We start from the raw sequence: 17,578 nt of genomic DNA on the forward strand, positions 1-17,578 counted from the left end.
TTTCTATTCGGAATAAGGTCGTATTTTTGCACACTAACTAAAATTTAGCTACATAGTACATTAATAAAACTGATTCGATGAATTTTGTTGAAGAATTAAGATGGAGAGGTATGATCCATGAAATCATGCCGGGTACGGAAGAGCAACTGCAAAAAGAATTAACTTCGGGCTATGTGGGTATCGACCCTACAGCCGACTCATTGCACATCGGACACTTGGTGGGCGTAATGATTTTGAAGCATTTTCAACGTGCAGGACATCGCCCGATAGCTCTCATCGGAGGAGCTACAGGTATGATCGGTGACCCTTCTATGAAGTCAGCCGAACGTAACCTATTGGACGAAGCAACTCTCCGCCATAATCAGGAATCGTTGAAAAAGCAACTTGCTAAGTTTCTCGATTTCGAGTCTGACAAACCCAATGCAGCCTTATTGGTAAATAACTATGACTGGATGAAAGATTTCTCTTTCCTGAACTTTATCCGCGACATAGGAAAGCATATCACAGTGAACTATATGATGTCTAAAGATTCTGTTAAGAAACGTCTTAACGGAGAGTCTTCGGAAGGAATGTCTTTTACTGAGTTTTCATACCAGTTGATGCAAGGTTACGACTTTCTTCACTTATATCAGGAATTAGGTTGTCGTATTCAGATGGGAGGTTCCGATCAGTGGGGAAATATCACCACAGGAACAGAGCTTATTCGCCGTAAAGCGGGAGGAGAGGCTTTTGCCCTTGTTTGTCCTCTGATAACTAAAGCCGATGGTACTAAATTCGGTAAGACAGAATCGGGCAATGTATGGCTCGACAGAAGATATACATCTCCTTATAAATTTTACCAGTTTTGGTTGAATGTAAGCGATGAAGACGCAGAGAAATATATCAAGATATTTACAGCACTCGATAAAGAAGAGATAGAAGGTTTGGTTGTTGAGCAAAAAGCAGCCCCTCATCTCAGAGCATTGCAAAAGCGTCTTGCTAAAGAAATAACTATAATGGTTCACTCTGAGGAGGATTACAATCAAGCAGTGGAAGCTTCAAACATACTATTTGGGAATGCTACTGCTGATGCTTTGAAGAAGCTGGACGAGGAAACTTTCCTTCAGGTGTTTGAAGGTGTTCCCACATTTGATATTTCGAAAGATGAGCTTGCAGGAGGAATCAAGGCTGTTGATCTGTTGACAGAGAAAGCTGCTGTTTTTCCGTCGAAGGGAGAAATGCGTAAGACTGTGCAAGCGGGAGGTGTAATGATCAATAAAGAGAAGCTGGAAAACTTTGACGATGCTATTGATGCTTCATCTCTTATAGCCGGAAAATATATAATAGCACAAAAAGGGAAGAAAAATTACTTCCTGTTGATCGCAAAATAAAATAATTATTACTTTTGTACTCGCAAAAGTAATATTGTCTCATGGTGTAATGGTAGCACTGCAGATTCTGGATCTGCCTGTCTAGGTTCGAATCCTAGTGAGACAACAAAACTAAAGAGGCTGTCCTTTTTTCTGGGGGACAGCCTCTTCCTCTTTTTAGAATAGCCTCATTTTATTAATCGACCTAGTGTGTAAAAATTAAAACCTTATAAATCAGTGATTGGTTTGTAATGAGGAACTAAGCTCTTCATTATAACCCAACCTATAAGATAGGCAAAAGCACATATACAGAATATAATAAAGTATCCTGCCGGCTTTCCTTCAAATCCCATAAATGTAAGCTGTACTTCGTCTGAGTAGACAAAGAGCTTTCCGGCAGACTTTTGCAAGATCATAGAGCTTATTCCTCCGGCCATACCGCCTATCCCTGTGATGGATGCGATAGCTCCTTTTGGGAACATATCTCCTATGGTAGAGAAAATATTAGCCGACCACGATTGATGTGCTGCACAGCCTATACCAATGGTTATGACAGGTAGCCACGGCGAAATAGTACCCAGCGGTTGTGCAAATAATACAACCAGCGGGAAGAAAGCAAAGATAAGCATCGCTCTCATGCGTGCGGCGTATGGATTCATTCCTGTCCTGTTCATAATGATGGTTGGTAATTTTCCTCCCAAAACAGAAAGCATGGTGATTGCATATAGCGTAAATATCAATGCAATACCCAATCCTTCGGAGGTCTTTATGCCAAACTGTGTATTCAGATATGAAGGTGTCCAGAAAAGGAAGAACCACCATACCCCGTCGGTCATAAATTTGCCTGCGGCAAAAGCCCATGTCTGCTTGTATGAGAAGCACTTCCAGAAAGGTATCTTTTTCTCATCCTCCACTTTTCCGGTATCTATAATACCTTCTTCATTTCGGTCTTGTTCTATATATGTCAGCTCAGCTTCATTTACATGCTTGCTCTTTGCCGGTGCGTCATATATAAATATCCAAAACCCCATCCAAATAAAGCCTAATGCTCCGATTACGATAAAAGCCATTTCCCATCCCCAACACTTTGCCAGCAAAGGGATACTCAGTGGTGCGACTAATGCGCCAATAGATGCTCCGGCATTAAAGATGCTGGTTGCATAAGCTCGGTCTTTCTTCGGGAAGTATTCCGCCGTTACCTTGATTGCAGCCGGGAAGTTACCTGCCTCGCCCAAGGCCAGAATGCAGCGGGCAAGTAAGAAACAATACATGCTGAATGTGGCGATTACAACAGCAACATCGCCTGTTGCCGCAGCCAATTCTGCTGCACTATGCAGACCGACATGTGCTTCAGTTACAAGTCCGCAGACAGCATGAAGGCATGCTCCTACCGACCATACTCCGATAGCCCAAAGGAATCCTTTTTTGCTGCCCATCCAGTCTATAAAGCGACCTGCAAACAGCATACAGACTGCATATATAAAAGAAAACATGGAAGTGATTGTTCCATAGTGGTTTTCATCCCAATGAAATTCAGGTTTTATGAATTCGTCCCAAGTAAGGGATAGTACTTGTCTGTCGAGATAGTTGATCGTAGTAGCAAAGAAAAGCATCAGGCAGATGGTCCACCTGTAATTTGTCATTTTTGTTTTTCCGGTATTCATAAGGTGTTTTTATATTGTTTTTGCTTTAGCTATTATCTCAAGAGCCATCTTACACATTTGCGTTATTTTACTCCAATCTTTTGCTGCGATAATCTCTTTCGGGAATAGGTTTGAGCCCATACCCACACAAGTAACACCGGCTTTAAACCATTTCGTCAGATTTTCTTCAGAGGGTTCTACTCCGCCTGTCACCATAATATTCGACCATGGCATCGGAGCTTTTAGGTTCTTCACGAAAGAAGGACCTCCCACATCGCCTGCCGGAAATATTTTTACCACTTCTGCACCCAACTCTTGTGCATAACCAACTTCGGATACCGATCCGCAACCGGGAATATACGCTACTTGCCTGCGGTTGCACACTTTGAAGATGTCGGGATTTAATAATGGGCCTACCACAAAGTTGGCTCCAAGCTGTAAAAACAAAGATGCTGTACCGGCATCGACAACCGATCCGATACCCAATATCATTTCGGGGCATTCTTTAGCTGCCCACTTATTAAGCTCTCCGAATATTTCATGCGCAAAATCACCTCGATTGGTGAACTCGAATACTCTTACACCTCCTTCATAACAGGCTTTGAGTACTTGTTTGGAGGTTTCGAGGTCGTTATGATAAAAAACAGGAACCATTCCTGTCTCTGCCATTACCTGACAGGCTTTTATTCTTGAAAATCGTGCCATCTATAGTCGTTTTATTTTAGAATTAAAAGGTATTGTATCAAAGAGCATGAACGAACAAGCAGGTATGTTTTACATATATATCAATAAAAACAATGGATCGAGTTATCATACCCGCTTGCTGTTCATATTTTAGTTGTTTACTATTTTTTCAATCTTTATCTTGAAACACGACCCGAGCCATCCCCTTTCATCAGGTTCTCTACTTCGGCTACTGTTACAAGGTTATAATCGGCATATATTGTATGTTTCAGACATGATGCTGCAACCGCGAAATCGAGTGCTTTCTGGTCGTCAGCAGGGTAGGTGATAAGTCCGTAGATAAGGCCACCCATAAAAGAGTCTCCTCCGCCCACACGATCAACGATGTGTGTAATGTCGTATCTTTTCGATTGATAAAGCTTATCGGAATACAAGCAACCTCCCCATGTATTATGGTTTGCATTAATCGATCCACGCAATGTGATAATCACTTTCTTAGCACGTGGAAAGCGTTTCTTCAACTGAGTGCATACCGACTCAAATTCTGCGGCATCCACATCTCCTGCGGTATGTGCTACGTCAAAACCTTCGGGTTTGATACCGAAAACCTTTTCAGCATCTTCCTCATTGCCTAAAATGATATCACAACCTTCAACCAAGGCCGGCATAATATCAGAGGCTGACTTGCCATATTTCCAGAGATTTTTTCTGTAGTTGAGGTCTGTAGAAACTGTAATGCCTTTTTTGTTTGCTATTTTGATCGCTTCCAAGCATGCGTCTGCCGCTCCTTGCGATAGAGCCGGTGTGATGCCTGTCCAGTGAAACCATTGGGCATCTTTAAATACTTCTTCCCAGTTTATCATTCCCGGTTTTATGTCTGCCATAGCAGAATTGGCCCTGTCGTAAATAACTTTCGAAGCACGGGCAACTGCGCCTGTCTCCAGATAATAAATGCCGACACGGTCACCACCTCGTATAATATTCTGAACACCTACATTGTATTTCCTCAGATCAGAGATGCACCATTCTGCTATATCATTCTCAGGTAGGCGGGTTACATAGTCGGTAGGAATACCATAGTTGGATAGTGATACGGCTACGTTGGCCTCTCCGCCTCCAAATGTAGCATTCAGGCTTGTTGACTGTATAAATCTTTGATATCCGGGAGCACTAAGGCGTAACATGATTTCCCCGAATGTTACAACTTTCTTCATTGTTATGATTCTAATAATATTCTAGCGTTTAGTTATATTTAATTATCAATGGATGTTTTAACCCTTCCGAAAAGGTTTGGATATATCGCTCAAAATCACTCAACATAGGGAATCCAAATTCAGACCAACCGTAACCTGTATAATATGTTACCGGAATGTTGGGTTGTTGGGCTGTAACTCCCAGAACATGGGTTTGTCTTTCTTTTTTGTTTGTTACAGGATTAATTATCTCATACGTGTCTATCTTGCTTTCTGTCATACCTTGAAGAAAAACAAGTCCTAGATATACGCCGGACGTTTTGGGCGTTGTTGGTTCGGCGTAAATAATATAGTTCTTGTCTAAAGAGCTGACAATTGAATCTCCCTTCTCTCGTTTAACAAAGCCCGCAGCTACAGGCATTGTTTCTTTTATGGTGTATGCCTGAATAACTTTTGATAATTGAGAGCCTGCATCTAAAGATATTGTTCTGCTTTCGGCGACTGATTGTCCGTTTATATTCAAGTTATTATAAGTCAATTTGAATGTTGTGCGCAAAGGCCCATTATCAAGCAGTTCTTCTGATACAAAGTTTTCGTTCAGCCAAAGTTTGCTGTCTACATAAGGAGACATAGCACCTGCTCCAAGGCTATATCCTGTCTTGTAATCATTGAGCCCCTCGCTTGGATCTTCTTGATAAGATATTGTTCCAGAGGTATCTTCTTTATACCATTTGTCTATGATAAGGTTATTGGTGCGTTTATACCAGATATTTATACCGTTCCCGGGACTATCTGTTTCAATACCGGCAGGACCATACATCCGGAACGCCACACGGTCGTTTTCCCAAACGAAGCCATCTTTATGTCCCGAAAGAAGCCGTCCGAATGTTTTTGGTGTAAAGTGCTGAACCTCGCCTGTTTCTATCATAAATGACTTTGATTCGTTTGCTTTTAGTTGTGGTTGAAAAATAATTTTGCGGTCGTATGTCACTTGCGAAGGTATAATTTCACCTTCGGTCGTTTTAATGATATAAACCAGACTATCTGATACCACAATCCTATTCTTGATGCTATCGATGGGTATTTCTACCAATTCTGTCATCCGATCAAAATCCGTCGGGTTTTCGATCGTGATTATAACATCCTTTTCGGAACAGGCTAATAAGAATATCGTAGATAGTATTATGAGATATAATTTCTTCATTTCTATTGTTTTTTGAGTTTACAATATCTGCTTAAGGTTTAATGTAACTTGTCAGTAGAGAAAGTGCCCATATCGTCATCAGTCCGATTTTATATTTTAAGATTGATCTTTAGAACTTAAAGAAGTTTTTAGCATTGTAATACGACACGTCCTCAACCAATTTGCCCAGAAACGGCAATTCGGAATAAGGGAGTAACCCTTGTTCAACATCTGTTCCGATGAGGTTGCATAGTATACGACGGAAATACTCGTGACGAGGGTACGACAAAAAGCTTCGGGAGTCTGTTAACATGCCTACAAAGCGGCTCAGTAGTCCAAGATTTGATAGAGAATTTATTTGAGCTTCCATCCCTGCTTTTTGATCAAGGAACCACCAGCCCGATCCGAACTGTATTTTTCCTGCAACAGAACCATCCTGAAAGTTGCCAATCATGGTTGCAATCATATCATTATCGCGCGGGTTTAGGTTATATATGATTGTTTTAGTCAATTTGTTGTCAACGTCCAGTCTGTCAAGAAACTTTGACAATGCTTTAGCTACTGTGAAATCGCCCATGGAGTCGAACCCTGTATCTGCTCCTGCTTGCTTAAACAGGCGCGTATTATTGTTTCGGATGACACCATAATGAAACTGCTGAGTCCAACCTTTTTCCCAATCCATGATTGCGCCTTCTACAAGTATGGCAGATTTGAATTTGATGATCTCTTCCCGTGATAGCTCTTTGCCTCCATATACTTTGTTGAAAATAGCCTCTATTTCCCTCTGAGTATAGTCTTCGGCATAAAACTCTTCCATACCGTGATCGGAGAGCTTGCAGCCTACACCGGCAAAGAAGTCGTGGCGTTTGCGGAGAGCTGTAATTAAGTCAGTAAAGTTACTGATAGATATCCCCGAAACTTGAGATAGCTTCTCCACATAGGTACGAAATACATGAGGCACTTCTACTGCCATTACTTTATCGGGACGCCATGTGGGGAGTACTTTTATAGGAAAGCCTTCATTTTTTAAGGCTACATGATATTCCAATGAATCTACAGGATCATCCGTGGTGCATACAGTCTCAACGTTGTAATGCTTCATCAATCCCCGAGCTGAGAATTCGGGTGTGCGAAGTTTTGCTGTGCACTCATCATATATCTCTTTTGCTGTCTCAGGTTTTAGCAACTTGGTAATACCAAAAGCTGTCTTTAATTCCAGGTGTGTCCAGTGATATAGAGGGTTACGCATGGTGTAGGGTACAGTTTCTGCCCATTTCTCAAACTTTTCCCAATCGCTGGTGTCTTTTCCTGTACAAAATCTTTCGCTAATGCCATTTGTACGCATTGCACGCCATTTGTAGTGATCTCCACTCAACCAGATCTCTCCCAGATTGTCGAATTGATAATCTTCTGCAATCATTTTAGGATCGAGGTGACAATGGTAGTCTATAATAGGCAAGGATTTAGCATGCTCGTGATATAACTGCTGAGCTGTTTCATTTTGCAATACAAAATTGTCATCTAGAAAGTGTTTCATGAGCTTTATGGTTTTATTTTCTTGAATCAGGTTTGCCAGTTAACTTCATTTATCAATTGTGTGCGCACACACAAATTATTGCAAATATAACTATTAATGATAACTAATCAATATGTGTGCGCACACATATTTTATGTAGTGTAGGGTAAATATCAATATAATAGATTGTTATAAAGTTTTTGATGGCTGAAAAATGTTTTAAAACATTTATATCGCACTCCTCCGTAGAATATGGTGTACGTAAAATATTAGATGTTTATTCGAATAATTCAGGATACTTCTCTTTGGATATGCAATGAGTTTGATTTTTGATCTCTTCGTCTAAGATTGATCCCCATCCCAGTTTGTCAAATTCTTTTTCCAGAGCAAGGCATACTTCGAAGTCTTTTTCTGAGACTTTATATGTTTGTCCGTCTTTATTCCCTGATACCGAAATTTCGAAACGGTTGTTCATTACCCACACATGCGCTTTGTATCCGTATATCTCTACGTATTGAGGCTGTTCCAAATCACAGAAGTGTGGTATTACTATTCTAAGTTTGTCCAGGTCATCGATAGAGTACGATTCTAACGGATCGAAAGCAATAGCTCCTTCTGGCAAGGCATTTAAGGTTATTCCTATCCGCGAAAGTTTAGCAATTAAGTCTTCTCTGTTGTCATATTGGAAGTAAACACAGAACGAATCGCCCTCACAGTTGTGTCCTCCACGCGAACGCATGTAATGGAAAAACTGCAATTGGCGGCACCAGCGAGTTATTTCTTCTTTTGTATTGTTCTGAAAAAGCCTTTCTTCCGATATCTTCTCTATATTCATCAATATGTCGTTAATTAGGTTCTAAGATATTATATTTTTTGTTATCAGGAAAGAATTCATAGTATCTGCTTTACATTCTTTAATTTCTCAAAAGAAGTTATTCTATGAAGCATTTGATTATTTTTGTCTCTATAAATAAGAAGTTAGAAGAGATAAATGCCTTTATTGAATTAAAATGCTCGGATGTTCCTCTCGTATATGATAGCAAGAGACTATACTTAATAATAAAATAGACTGGTTTGAGAAAATTGGTCGGTTTTGGTATTGGTTACTAATGAGAGAGATACAATCATAAAAGGATGCTTAATTCTAATTAAATGCATTTTAATAAATATTTAATACAGAACTAACATTTATTCTTCTGCTTTTTTAAGTACTCCTCTTTTACTTTGACGAACGTTAACGACTAATCATATTTTTATAACCTTAAAAATTTCCTTTTAGTATGTTCTTATTAAACACCTCCTGACTGAGCCTTAAAATTGTAATGAAAATTGTTTAACCGTTTTTTTGAAAAACAATAAATAGATTATGAAAAAATATCAAGAAAAATCAATTCCGAAAGAAAGATTCAGGAACTTGCATACACGGTTTCTATTTCTTCTCTTATTTATGTTTATGTCGCTTTTGGCATATTCACAAACCCAGATAACAAAGGGTACTGTATATGATTCATCAAATGATCCGATCATAGGAGCATCGGTTACCATCAAAGGTACTACAAAAGCAACAATGACAGATGTTGATGGTAAGTTTAGTATCGAAACTTCCCGAAATGATGTACTAATTGTATCATATATAGGATTCAGTAAGAAAGAAGTGCCTGTAAATAATCAGAATAATCTGTCTATAATACTAGAAGAAAATCGTCAGGTTTTAGATGAGGTTGTAGTGGTTGGTTACGGAACTCAAAAAAAGACGACCCTCACAGGTGCTGTTTCTGCAATAAATAATAAAGAAATAAGTACAACAAAAAATGAGAGCTTAGTGAACATGATGACCGGGAAAATTCCCGGAGTGAGGGTTGTTCAGAGAAGTTCCGAGCCCGGTAGCTTTAATAACCGTTTCGATATTCGAGGCTTAGGAAATCCTTTGGTAGTAATAGATGGCGTGCCGCGTGACGACTTTGCCCGAATGGACCCGAACGAAATAGAGAGTATATCGGTACTTAAAGATGCGTCTGCCGCTATTTATGGTGTACGTGCAGCTAACGGTGTAATCCTTATCACTACAAGAAAAGGAAACTCGGAAGGCAGTAAGTTTGATATAACATATTCGGCTAACTTCGGATTCCAGCAACCTATTGGCTTTCCTAACAGTACTGATGCAATTCAATATATGACATTGAAGAACGAGGCATCAAGAAGAAATTTCAACAATAACTATGTTAACCCTGTACCTCTTCCTTATGGAGAGAGTGAGTTTGAAGCTTTCAATAATGGTACTCGTGTTTCATCTGATTGGAGAGGTGCTGTTATGAGAGATATAACTCCACAGTCTCAACATTCGTTGAATATGGCCGGATCTTCTAAAAATATATCATACTTCTTTAATCTTGGATATATGAAACAAGATGGTATAACCAAGACTAAATATCCGAATTATGATAAGTGGAATGTAAGAGCCAATGTTGATGCTAAGATTACAAGCTTTTTGAGAAGTGAATTCAGGGTAGCGGGTATGATGGACGAACGCAACGATATCAATGGCGGGTCTTGGAACCTGATTAAGAATACATGGTTGGCAAAATCAACAGAATCGATGTATGCCAATAACAATCCATTGTATCCCACAGCCGAAACAGACGAAAACCCGTTGTTGTTGATGGACCCTAACAAGTCGGGATACTTTAATAATAAAGGACGTTCTTTTCAGTCATCTTTGGCTTTGATCTTTGATGTACCCGGTGTGAAAGGTCTTTCGGCAAAAGCAATGTATAGCTACGACTATAAAGATAATGACTGGAAGAACTATGTGAGAACATACTCTCTTTACAAATATGATACAGGAAATGATACATATAATGAGTATGTGAAAAATACACCGTCTAAAGTTGCACGTGGATTTGGCAAAAATATTTCAAATTTGATGCAGCTGTCTTTAAATTATGATCGTACATTCTTCGAAAAACACAATGTGAAGGCGTTGTTCCTTTATGAAGAAAGTGGTAATGAAGGAGACAACTTCAATGCACAACGTAATCTTTCCTTAGAGGTTTTGCACCTGTTTGCGGGTGATGCAGACGGTCAGATTGCAGGTATGGATGCAGGAGGACTTTATGATCAGCAGCGAAAAAGTTTTGTAGGTCGTATTAACTATGATTATGCGTCAAAATATTTACTCGAATTCAGCTTCAGACGTGACGGTTCATCCAAATTTAGTTCAAATGGTCGTTGGGGATGGTTCCCATCTGCGTCTGCCGGTTGGAGAATTTCGGAAGAAAAGTTTGTGAAGGAGTTTGAGCCACTATCATTTATTAATAATCTGAAGATCAGATCCAGCTATGGTGAAATGGGTGATGACGGAGCATTAAACTATCAATTCCTTACCGGATATGATTATCCTTCGGGAGGTGCTGTATTTGGAGGTGAGTTTATTAATGGTATTGGATTCCGTGGTATAGCCAATACATACCTTACATGGTACACCTCTAAGACATTTAATATTGGAGTAGATATCGACCTATGGGATGGTTTACTTGGTTTCCAATATGACTATTTTATCAGAAAAAGAGAAGGGCTGTTTACAGACCGTCTACTTTCACTACCGGGAACTTATGGAGCTAAACTTCCTCAGGAGAACCTGAATAGTGATAAAACAATGGGATATGAGGTTGTTTTGACTCACAGAAATAAAGTTAGTGATTTTGTTTATAATGTGTCTGCAAACATGTCGCTTACTCGTACCAAAAACGACTATTTCGAGCAAGGACGTGCAGGTAACTCATACGAACATTGGAAAGGCAATTACAACAATCGTTACAAAAACATCTGGTGGGGACAAACCTATGGCGGACAATTTACCTCTTACGACCAGATCCTTAATTATGACGTCAATGCAGGCGGAGGAAATCATGCTACATTGCCGGGAGATTATTACTATAAAGATCTGAATGGAGACGGTGTTATTGATGGTTGGGACGAAACTCCTATTGCCACAAGAGAATTGCCTTATATAAATTATGGTATTACTCTGGCTGCTGAATATAAAGGGATAGACATAAATATGCTATTTCAGGGAACAGCTAAGTCGTGGACAAGATATTACGAAATGTTAAATGTGCCATTAGCGTTTGATAAGAACACCTTAGATTTCTTTATGGATCGTTGGCATCCGACAGATCCTAATGCCGATGTTTATGATCCGAATACGGAATGGACTTCTGGATTCTTCCCGATGACAGGTAACGGGTCGGCATGGGGCGAAGGTACAAGAGCAGTTCAGAATGCGGCATATTTGCGTCTGAAGTCTATAGAGCTTGGCTATACATTGCCTAAAAAACTGACAACAAAGGTTGGGGTAAGCAATGCCCGCATCTATGTAAATGCTTATAACCTGTTTACTCTTACAGGGTTGAAATATATCGATCCGGAGCATCCGGGCGGAGGAGCAGATGCTAATGATAAACCCGAAAATGACTTATATGGCTATATGTATCCATTAACTCGTACATATAATGTCGGCTTTAGTCTTACTTTTTAAAGATATACTATTATGAAAAAATTAAAATATTTATTATTGGCTTTGGTTGTTGGAGGATTCTTTGCTTGTAACGATCTCGAAGTTGATCCCCCTAATATATTGACTGATAAAGATATCTTCAACTCAGAATCGGGTGTAACAGCCTACTTGACACGTTTGTATAGTGAGTTGCCCATTGAGGACTTCAAATATAACAGAACAGAAGGCTTTAATAAGTTTACAGCTTTCTGGGGATTAGGAGCAAATACAGGAGAATGGCTTCAGGCAAATGATTTCAGACAGTGGGATATAAATGGAAATGGTTTTGGTTACTGGCCTTATTCAGATATTCGTAATGCAAATTATTTTCTTAAATACTTGGGAGAATATGCTTCAAAGTATACCGAAGAGCAAGTGAATGCATGGTTGGCTGAGGCTCGTTTTTGTCGGGCATATTATTACTTTGGAATGGTAAAACGCTATGGTGGAGTGCCTATCGTAAAAGAATTGCAATCATATCCTGAACAATCCATTGAGGAGCTGAGAGTTCCGAGAGATAAGGAAGAAGCTGTCTATGATTTTATTAGCGAAGACTTGCAATGGGCTGTCGATCACTTACCCGAGAGAAGCGTATCCGGCAGAGCTAATAAATATGTTGCAGCTGCATTGAAATCCAGAGCCATGTTGTTTGCGGGTTCTATCGCCAAATATGGCAAAGATTACTTTGTAGGAACTCCTGCTCACGATGCCGGATTGGTTGGTATACCTGAAGGTAGAGCTACAGATTATTTTAAGCAGAGTTACGATGCCGCTAAGTTGCTTGAAGGTCATTATGATCTGTATCAAAAAAATTCGGATTTGGTGCAAAACTATGTAGATGTATTCTTGGATACGAATAGCCCCGAAAACGTGTTTATAAAAGACTTCGTTTATATGGACAATGTAGAGGGATCACGTCACAGCTGGGATGCATTTGCTTCACCACGGTCTAGTTCGAGTAGCTATGCGGGTGCTCTTTGCCCTACATTAGATGTTGTTGAAATGCTTGGAGAAGTAAAGGTAAACGACACGCAAGGCAATCCTATAAAATTCAATGCAAGAGAAGACCTGTTGACTACTTTAGCTCCACGTCAGAGAGCAATAGCCCTCTTCCCGGGAGAAGTTTTCAGAGGAAAAGTGGTTGATGTCCAGGCAGGACTCTATGAGAATTATAGCCTTACAGCAGAGCCGATAAGAACCAATGATATTTATGCAAAATATAAAGCGACCAATGGTAAAGAATACAACATTATAGGTTATGATGGTATTGGTACAGCTGCATCGCCATCCAGTCCTACTGGTTTGCACATGAGGAAGTACAACAATTACAAAGTAAGTGTTGCTGAAGCAAATCTTTGGAAATCTACTCAGGCATGGATTGATATCCGCTATGCAGAGGTACTCCTTAATAGGGCAGAAGCTGCATTTGAATTGGGAACAGGCGAAATGAAAGCAGATGCTTTGGCTCAGATCAACAAGATAAGAAGCAGGGGGGGCGACAACTCGTTAAACCTTTCTGAATTGACAATAGATAAAATCAGAACAGAGCGTCAATGTGAATTAGCCTTCGAAAACCAGACTTGGTGGGATTTGCGTCGTTGGAGAATAGGTGAACAAATAAGAGAGAAACGCTACCATGCCCTTTATCCATATTATATCATCAATGAGAATAAATGGATATTTAAGAAGGCGGAAGAGCCTCATCGTACAGGGTACACATTCAATATAATACAATATTACGAACCTATACCTGGTGGTGAAATAGGTAAGAACCCTAATCTATTACCTAATAATCCACTATATTAAAAATCAGGAGTTATGAAAAAGATATTTAAATATTTATTCTTTATCACAATCGCATTCACTGTTACATCTTGTATGACAGATATTGATGATTTTGATTCACCGAAAGAAACGCTCAAAGGGACTGTTTATGACAAATTTACGGGAAAACCGATGATGACCGAAACAGGGCATATGCGTATTAAGCTCGAAGAATTGAGCTGGAGTGATACTCCAACCCCTCAATACTTTGGGAATAAGCAGGATGGGACATATTTCAATTCCATGATTTTCAAAGGACACTACAGAGTCACTTTAGAAAATGGACCTTTTGTTCCCATCGATCCGGTAGAAATAGATATCAAAGGTACAGTAACTCAAGATTTCACTGTTGAACCATATTTACATCTCGAAATAACAGATATCATTCAGAACGGAACTTCTGCTACTGTCAAGTTCAAGATTTCGAGCGAGGTGGATATGTATCAGGTTACCGATGCGAAGGTTTTTGTAAACAATACATCCTTTGTGGGTAATGGTGCATACATAAGCGATTACGGACGAAACGAATTAGACCTGAAAGGTATGACTAATGCTACGATCTATGCAACCGAGCATTCTATGACTATCGACGGGCTTAAGTCGGGGCGCAAATTCTACCTCAGAGCCGGAGCACGTGTTGCAGATCCTATCGTAAAGGGATATAATTATTTTGAGATTAAAGAAATAACAATACCATAATGATTAAGAGGCTATCATGAGAAGTTCAAAAATCACTTCTCAGGCAGCCTTAAAAAGATAGAAAAAGTTATAGATGGGAGTCGATGTATATAATGATGTAGATTTAGGTAAAAAAGGTTGAAGTAACAACGGTACAGAAGTATACAAAATATATTTTCTCTGTATCGTTGTTTTAATCAAATAAATAGACCGAAACCGAACAAGCTCTGATACTCTCTGTTTATAAAACTATTTAACAAATAATTCAACATTATAAAGCATGATATTTTTTAGAAAACGTTATGGTAAACTGCTGTTTATCATGTGGTTTGTACTTGTTAGTCATATCCCATTATGTGCACAGCAAGAGCAATTATTCAGAGACGAAAGAGCTCCTATGCACGATCGTATCATAGACTTATTGTCAAAACTAACGATAGAAGAAAAAATAAGCCTTCTTACCGCCACTTCGCCCGGTATTCCGCGTTTAGAAATTCCTAAATACTATCATGGAAATGAGGCTCTGCATGGAGTAGTACGCCCCGGACGGTTCACTGTATTTCCGCAAGCTATAGGACTTGCCAGCATGTGGAATCCGGAGTTGCATTATCAGATAGCAACAGCCATTTCTGACGAAGCACGTGCGAGATGGAATCAACTGGAGCAAGGTAGGCTTCAAAAAGAACGCTTTACAGACCTTCTTACATTTTGGTCTCCTACCGTGAACATGGCTCGTGACCCACGTTGGGGGCGTACTCCCGAAACCTATGGTGAAGATCCTTATTTGTCGGGCGTTTTAGGTACTGCATTTGTAAAAGGTTTGCAGGGAGACGATCCCACTTATCTGAAAATAGTAGCTACTCCAAAACATTTTGCTGCAAATAATGAAGAACATAATCGTTTTACGGCGAATCCTCAGATATCGGAAAGGCAATTGAGGGAATATTATCTTCCTGCCTTCGAAATGTGTGTAAGAGAAGGGAAGTCAGCGTCCATCATGTCGGCTTACAATGCCATTAATGATGTTCCGTGTACGGCAAACCCTTGGTTGTTGACCAAAGTTTTAAGGAACGATTGGGGATTTAACGGATATGTTGTTTCAGACTGTGGAGGTCCAAGTCTTCTGGTTTCGGCGATGAAATATGTAAAGACAAAAGAAGCCGCAGCAACACTTTCAATCAAAGCCGGACTTGATCTCGAGTGTGGCGATGATGTATATATGCAACCTCTTTTGAATGCATACAATCAGTATATGGTTTCGCAAGCTGACATCGATTCTGCTGCATACAGAGTGCTGCGGGCACGGATGAAATTAGGATTATTTGATGATCCTGACCATAACCCGTACAGCAAAATATCGCCTTTGGTGATAGGGGCAGAAAAGCACAAAGAGCTGGCTCTCGAATCGGCACGTCAGAGTATTGTCTTGTTGAAAAACAAAGACAAGGCATTACCATTAAATCCTAAAAAGATAAAATCAATAGCAGTTGTAGGTATAAATGCCGGTAATAGTGTGTTCGGAGATTATAGCGGTATTCCCGCCAATGCCCCCATCTCTATACTGCAAGGAATAAAAGATCAGGTAGGGAAGGATGTGAAAGTCGTATATGCACCATGGAAATCTGCTGCCGATGGAAAAGAAATGATATCTGCGTCTTATTTTCCACAAGGATTGAAATCGGAATATTTTACAAATATGGAACTATCGGGTACACCGAAGGTGCGCACCGAGGAGTGGGTAAACTTTGAGCCTGCTAATCAGGCTCCCGATCCCTTTATTCCGCCTTTTCCTTTATCTATCCGTTGGACAGGGAAACTCAAACCCACCGTGTCGGGAAATTATACGTTGTACTATACTGCCGATGATGGTTCTCGTCTTTTCATCAATGGCGAAAAACTCATAGATGCTTGGCAAGAAAGGAGCATTGCTACAGATTCAGTTACTTACTATTTTGAAGCAGGGAAGGAGTATGATCTTAGAGCCGAATATTTTAATAATCGGGATAATTCTGTTGCTAAGCTTTACTGGAAAATACCAACTATAGGAACACAACAGCGACTTGATATGTATGGCGAAGCGGGTAAAGCTGTTCGCGAGTGTGAGCAGGTAGTTGCTGTATTAGGTATCAATAAAACGATAGAAAGGGAAGGACAAGACCGATACGATATACACTTGCCTGCTGATCAGATGGAATTTATACAGGAAATCTATAAAGTGAATCCAAATATTACGGTTGTATTGGTTGCGGGAAGTTCTCTTGCAATCAATTGGATGGAAGACAAAATTCCGGCGATTGTTAATGCTTGGTATCCCGGCGAACAGGGAGGAAAGGCTGTAGCCGAGGTATTATTTGGTCGTTATAATCCTGCCGGAAGACTACCTCTTACATATTATAGCAGCTTGAATGAAGTTCCTGCTTTTGATGATTATGATGTAACCAAAGGACGGGGCTATCAGTACTTCAAGGAGAAACCCTTATATCCTTTCGGATATGGTCTAAGTTATACATCTTTCGTATATAAGAATCTTAGACTGACCGAAAATAACGAATTCGTAAATCTGGTTTTCGACCTGAAGAATGCCGGTAAGATGGATGGTGATGAAGTTTCGCAGGTATATGTAAAGTTACCCGAAACAGGAGTAATAATGCCTATTAAAGAATTGAAAGGTTTTAAAAGAAGCTTTATAAAGAAAGGAGAAACAAAGAGAATTGAAATTGAAATCAAAAAAGAACAGTTGAGATATTGGAATGAAGAGTTGGGAAAATTTGTAGTTCCTGAAGGAGTATATGAATTTATGGTTGGAGCGTCTTCTTCCGATATCAAGTTATCTGAAAAGTATAATCTAATGCCAGCGAAATAGATTTCAGTAGCTTCTTTTCATCTTCAGAAAGCACTGATTTCTTAGAAAAACTGTTGAAGAGCTTATTGTCGTAAACAATTAAAGTGGTCG

11 protein-coding genes and 1 tRNA gene are annotated in these 17,578 nt (G+C 39.7%); 6 read left to right on the plus strand and 6 right to left on the minus strand.

Features of this window, described 5'->3' with window-relative positions; translation table 11 throughout:
• Positions 1-77 precede the first annotated feature (77 nt).
• Both tyrS and QOX35_RS08890 read left to right on the plus strand, forming a co-directional pair.
• Positions 78-1,370, plus strand: coding sequence for a tyrosine--tRNA ligase (tyrS, locus tag QOX35_RS08885; RefSeq protein WP_283686622.1), 1,293 nt, complete (start codon positions 78-80; stop codon positions 1,368-1,370).
• A 35-nt stretch (positions 1,371-1,405) separates the two neighbouring features.
• Positions 1,406-1,476 (plus strand) — tRNA-Gln (locus tag QOX35_RS08890).
• 100 nt (positions 1,477-1,576) lie between these two features.
• Here QOX35_RS08890 and QOX35_RS08895 read toward each other — a convergent pair.
• From QOX35_RS08895 to QOX35_RS08920, 6 genes are all read right to left on the minus strand, one after another.
• Positions 1,577-3,013 (minus strand): MFS transporter, encoded by a 1,437-nt coding sequence (locus tag QOX35_RS08895; protein WP_283686623.1) that lies wholly within the window; start codon positions 3,011-3,013, stop codon positions 1,577-1,579.
• A gap of 9 nt (positions 3,014-3,022) precedes the next feature.
• On the minus strand, positions 3,023-3,697 hold the full coding sequence (locus QOX35_RS08900; protein WP_283686624.1) for a bifunctional 4-hydroxy-2-oxoglutarate aldolase/2-dehydro-3-deoxy-phosphogluconate aldolase: 675 nt from the start codon (positions 3,695-3,697) through the stop codon (positions 3,023-3,025).
• A gap of 155 nt (positions 3,698-3,852) precedes the next feature.
• Positions 3,853-4,890, minus strand: coding sequence for a sugar kinase (locus tag QOX35_RS08905; RefSeq protein ID WP_283686626.1), 1,038 nt, complete (start codon positions 4,888-4,890; stop codon positions 3,853-3,855).
• A gap of 28 nt (positions 4,891-4,918) precedes the next feature.
• Positions 4,919-6,073 carry a DUF4861 family protein gene (locus tag QOX35_RS08910; RefSeq protein ID WP_283686627.1) on the minus strand — a complete coding sequence of 385 codons (1,155 nt, stop codon included), beginning with the start codon at positions 6,071-6,073 and terminating at the stop codon, positions 4,919-4,921.
• A 109-nt stretch (positions 6,074-6,182) separates the two neighbouring features.
• The gene (gene uxaC, locus QOX35_RS08915; protein ID WP_283686628.1) at positions 6,183-7,589 is read right to left on the minus strand and encodes a glucuronate isomerase; all 1,407 of its coding nucleotides are present in this window, start codon (positions 7,587-7,589) and stop codon (positions 6,183-6,185) included.
• A 256-nt stretch (positions 7,590-7,845) separates the two neighbouring features.
• The gene (locus QOX35_RS08920) at positions 7,846-8,403 is read right to left on the minus strand and encodes a hypothetical protein (protein WP_283686629.1); all 558 of its coding nucleotides are present in this window, start codon (positions 8,401-8,403) and stop codon (positions 7,846-7,848) included.
• A 531-nt stretch (positions 8,404-8,934) separates the two neighbouring features.
• Between QOX35_RS08920 and QOX35_RS08925 the strand changes: the two genes are divergently transcribed.
• From QOX35_RS08925 to QOX35_RS08940, 4 genes are all read left to right on the plus strand, one after another.
• Positions 8,935-12,105 (plus strand): SusC/RagA family TonB-linked outer membrane protein, encoded by a 3,171-nt coding sequence (locus QOX35_RS08925; protein WP_135104509.1) that lies wholly within the window; start codon positions 8,935-8,937, stop codon positions 12,103-12,105.
• Between the two features lie 12 nt (positions 12,106-12,117).
• Entirely contained in the window at positions 12,118-13,929 is a 1,812-nt protein-coding gene (locus QOX35_RS08930) for a RagB/SusD family nutrient uptake outer membrane protein (RefSeq protein ID WP_283686630.1), read from the plus strand.
• Positions 13,930-13,941: 12 nt separating this feature from the next.
• A complete protein-coding gene (locus QOX35_RS08935) occupies positions 13,942-14,646 on the plus strand; it encodes a DUF3823 domain-containing protein (RefSeq protein ID WP_283686631.1) in 705 nt (234 codons plus the stop codon).
• Between the two features lie 259 nt (positions 14,647-14,905).
• A complete protein-coding gene (locus tag QOX35_RS08940; RefSeq protein WP_502846761.1) occupies positions 14,906-17,488 on the plus strand; it encodes a glycoside hydrolase family 3 C-terminal domain-containing protein in 2,583 nt (860 codons plus the stop codon).
• Positions 17,489-17,578 lie beyond the last annotated feature (90 nt).

The organism is Dysgonomonas sp. Marseille-Q5470, assembly GCF_951230145.1.
In the GTDB taxonomy this organism is placed as follows: Bacteria; Bacteroidota; Bacteroidia; order Bacteroidales; family Dysgonomonadaceae; genus Dysgonomonas.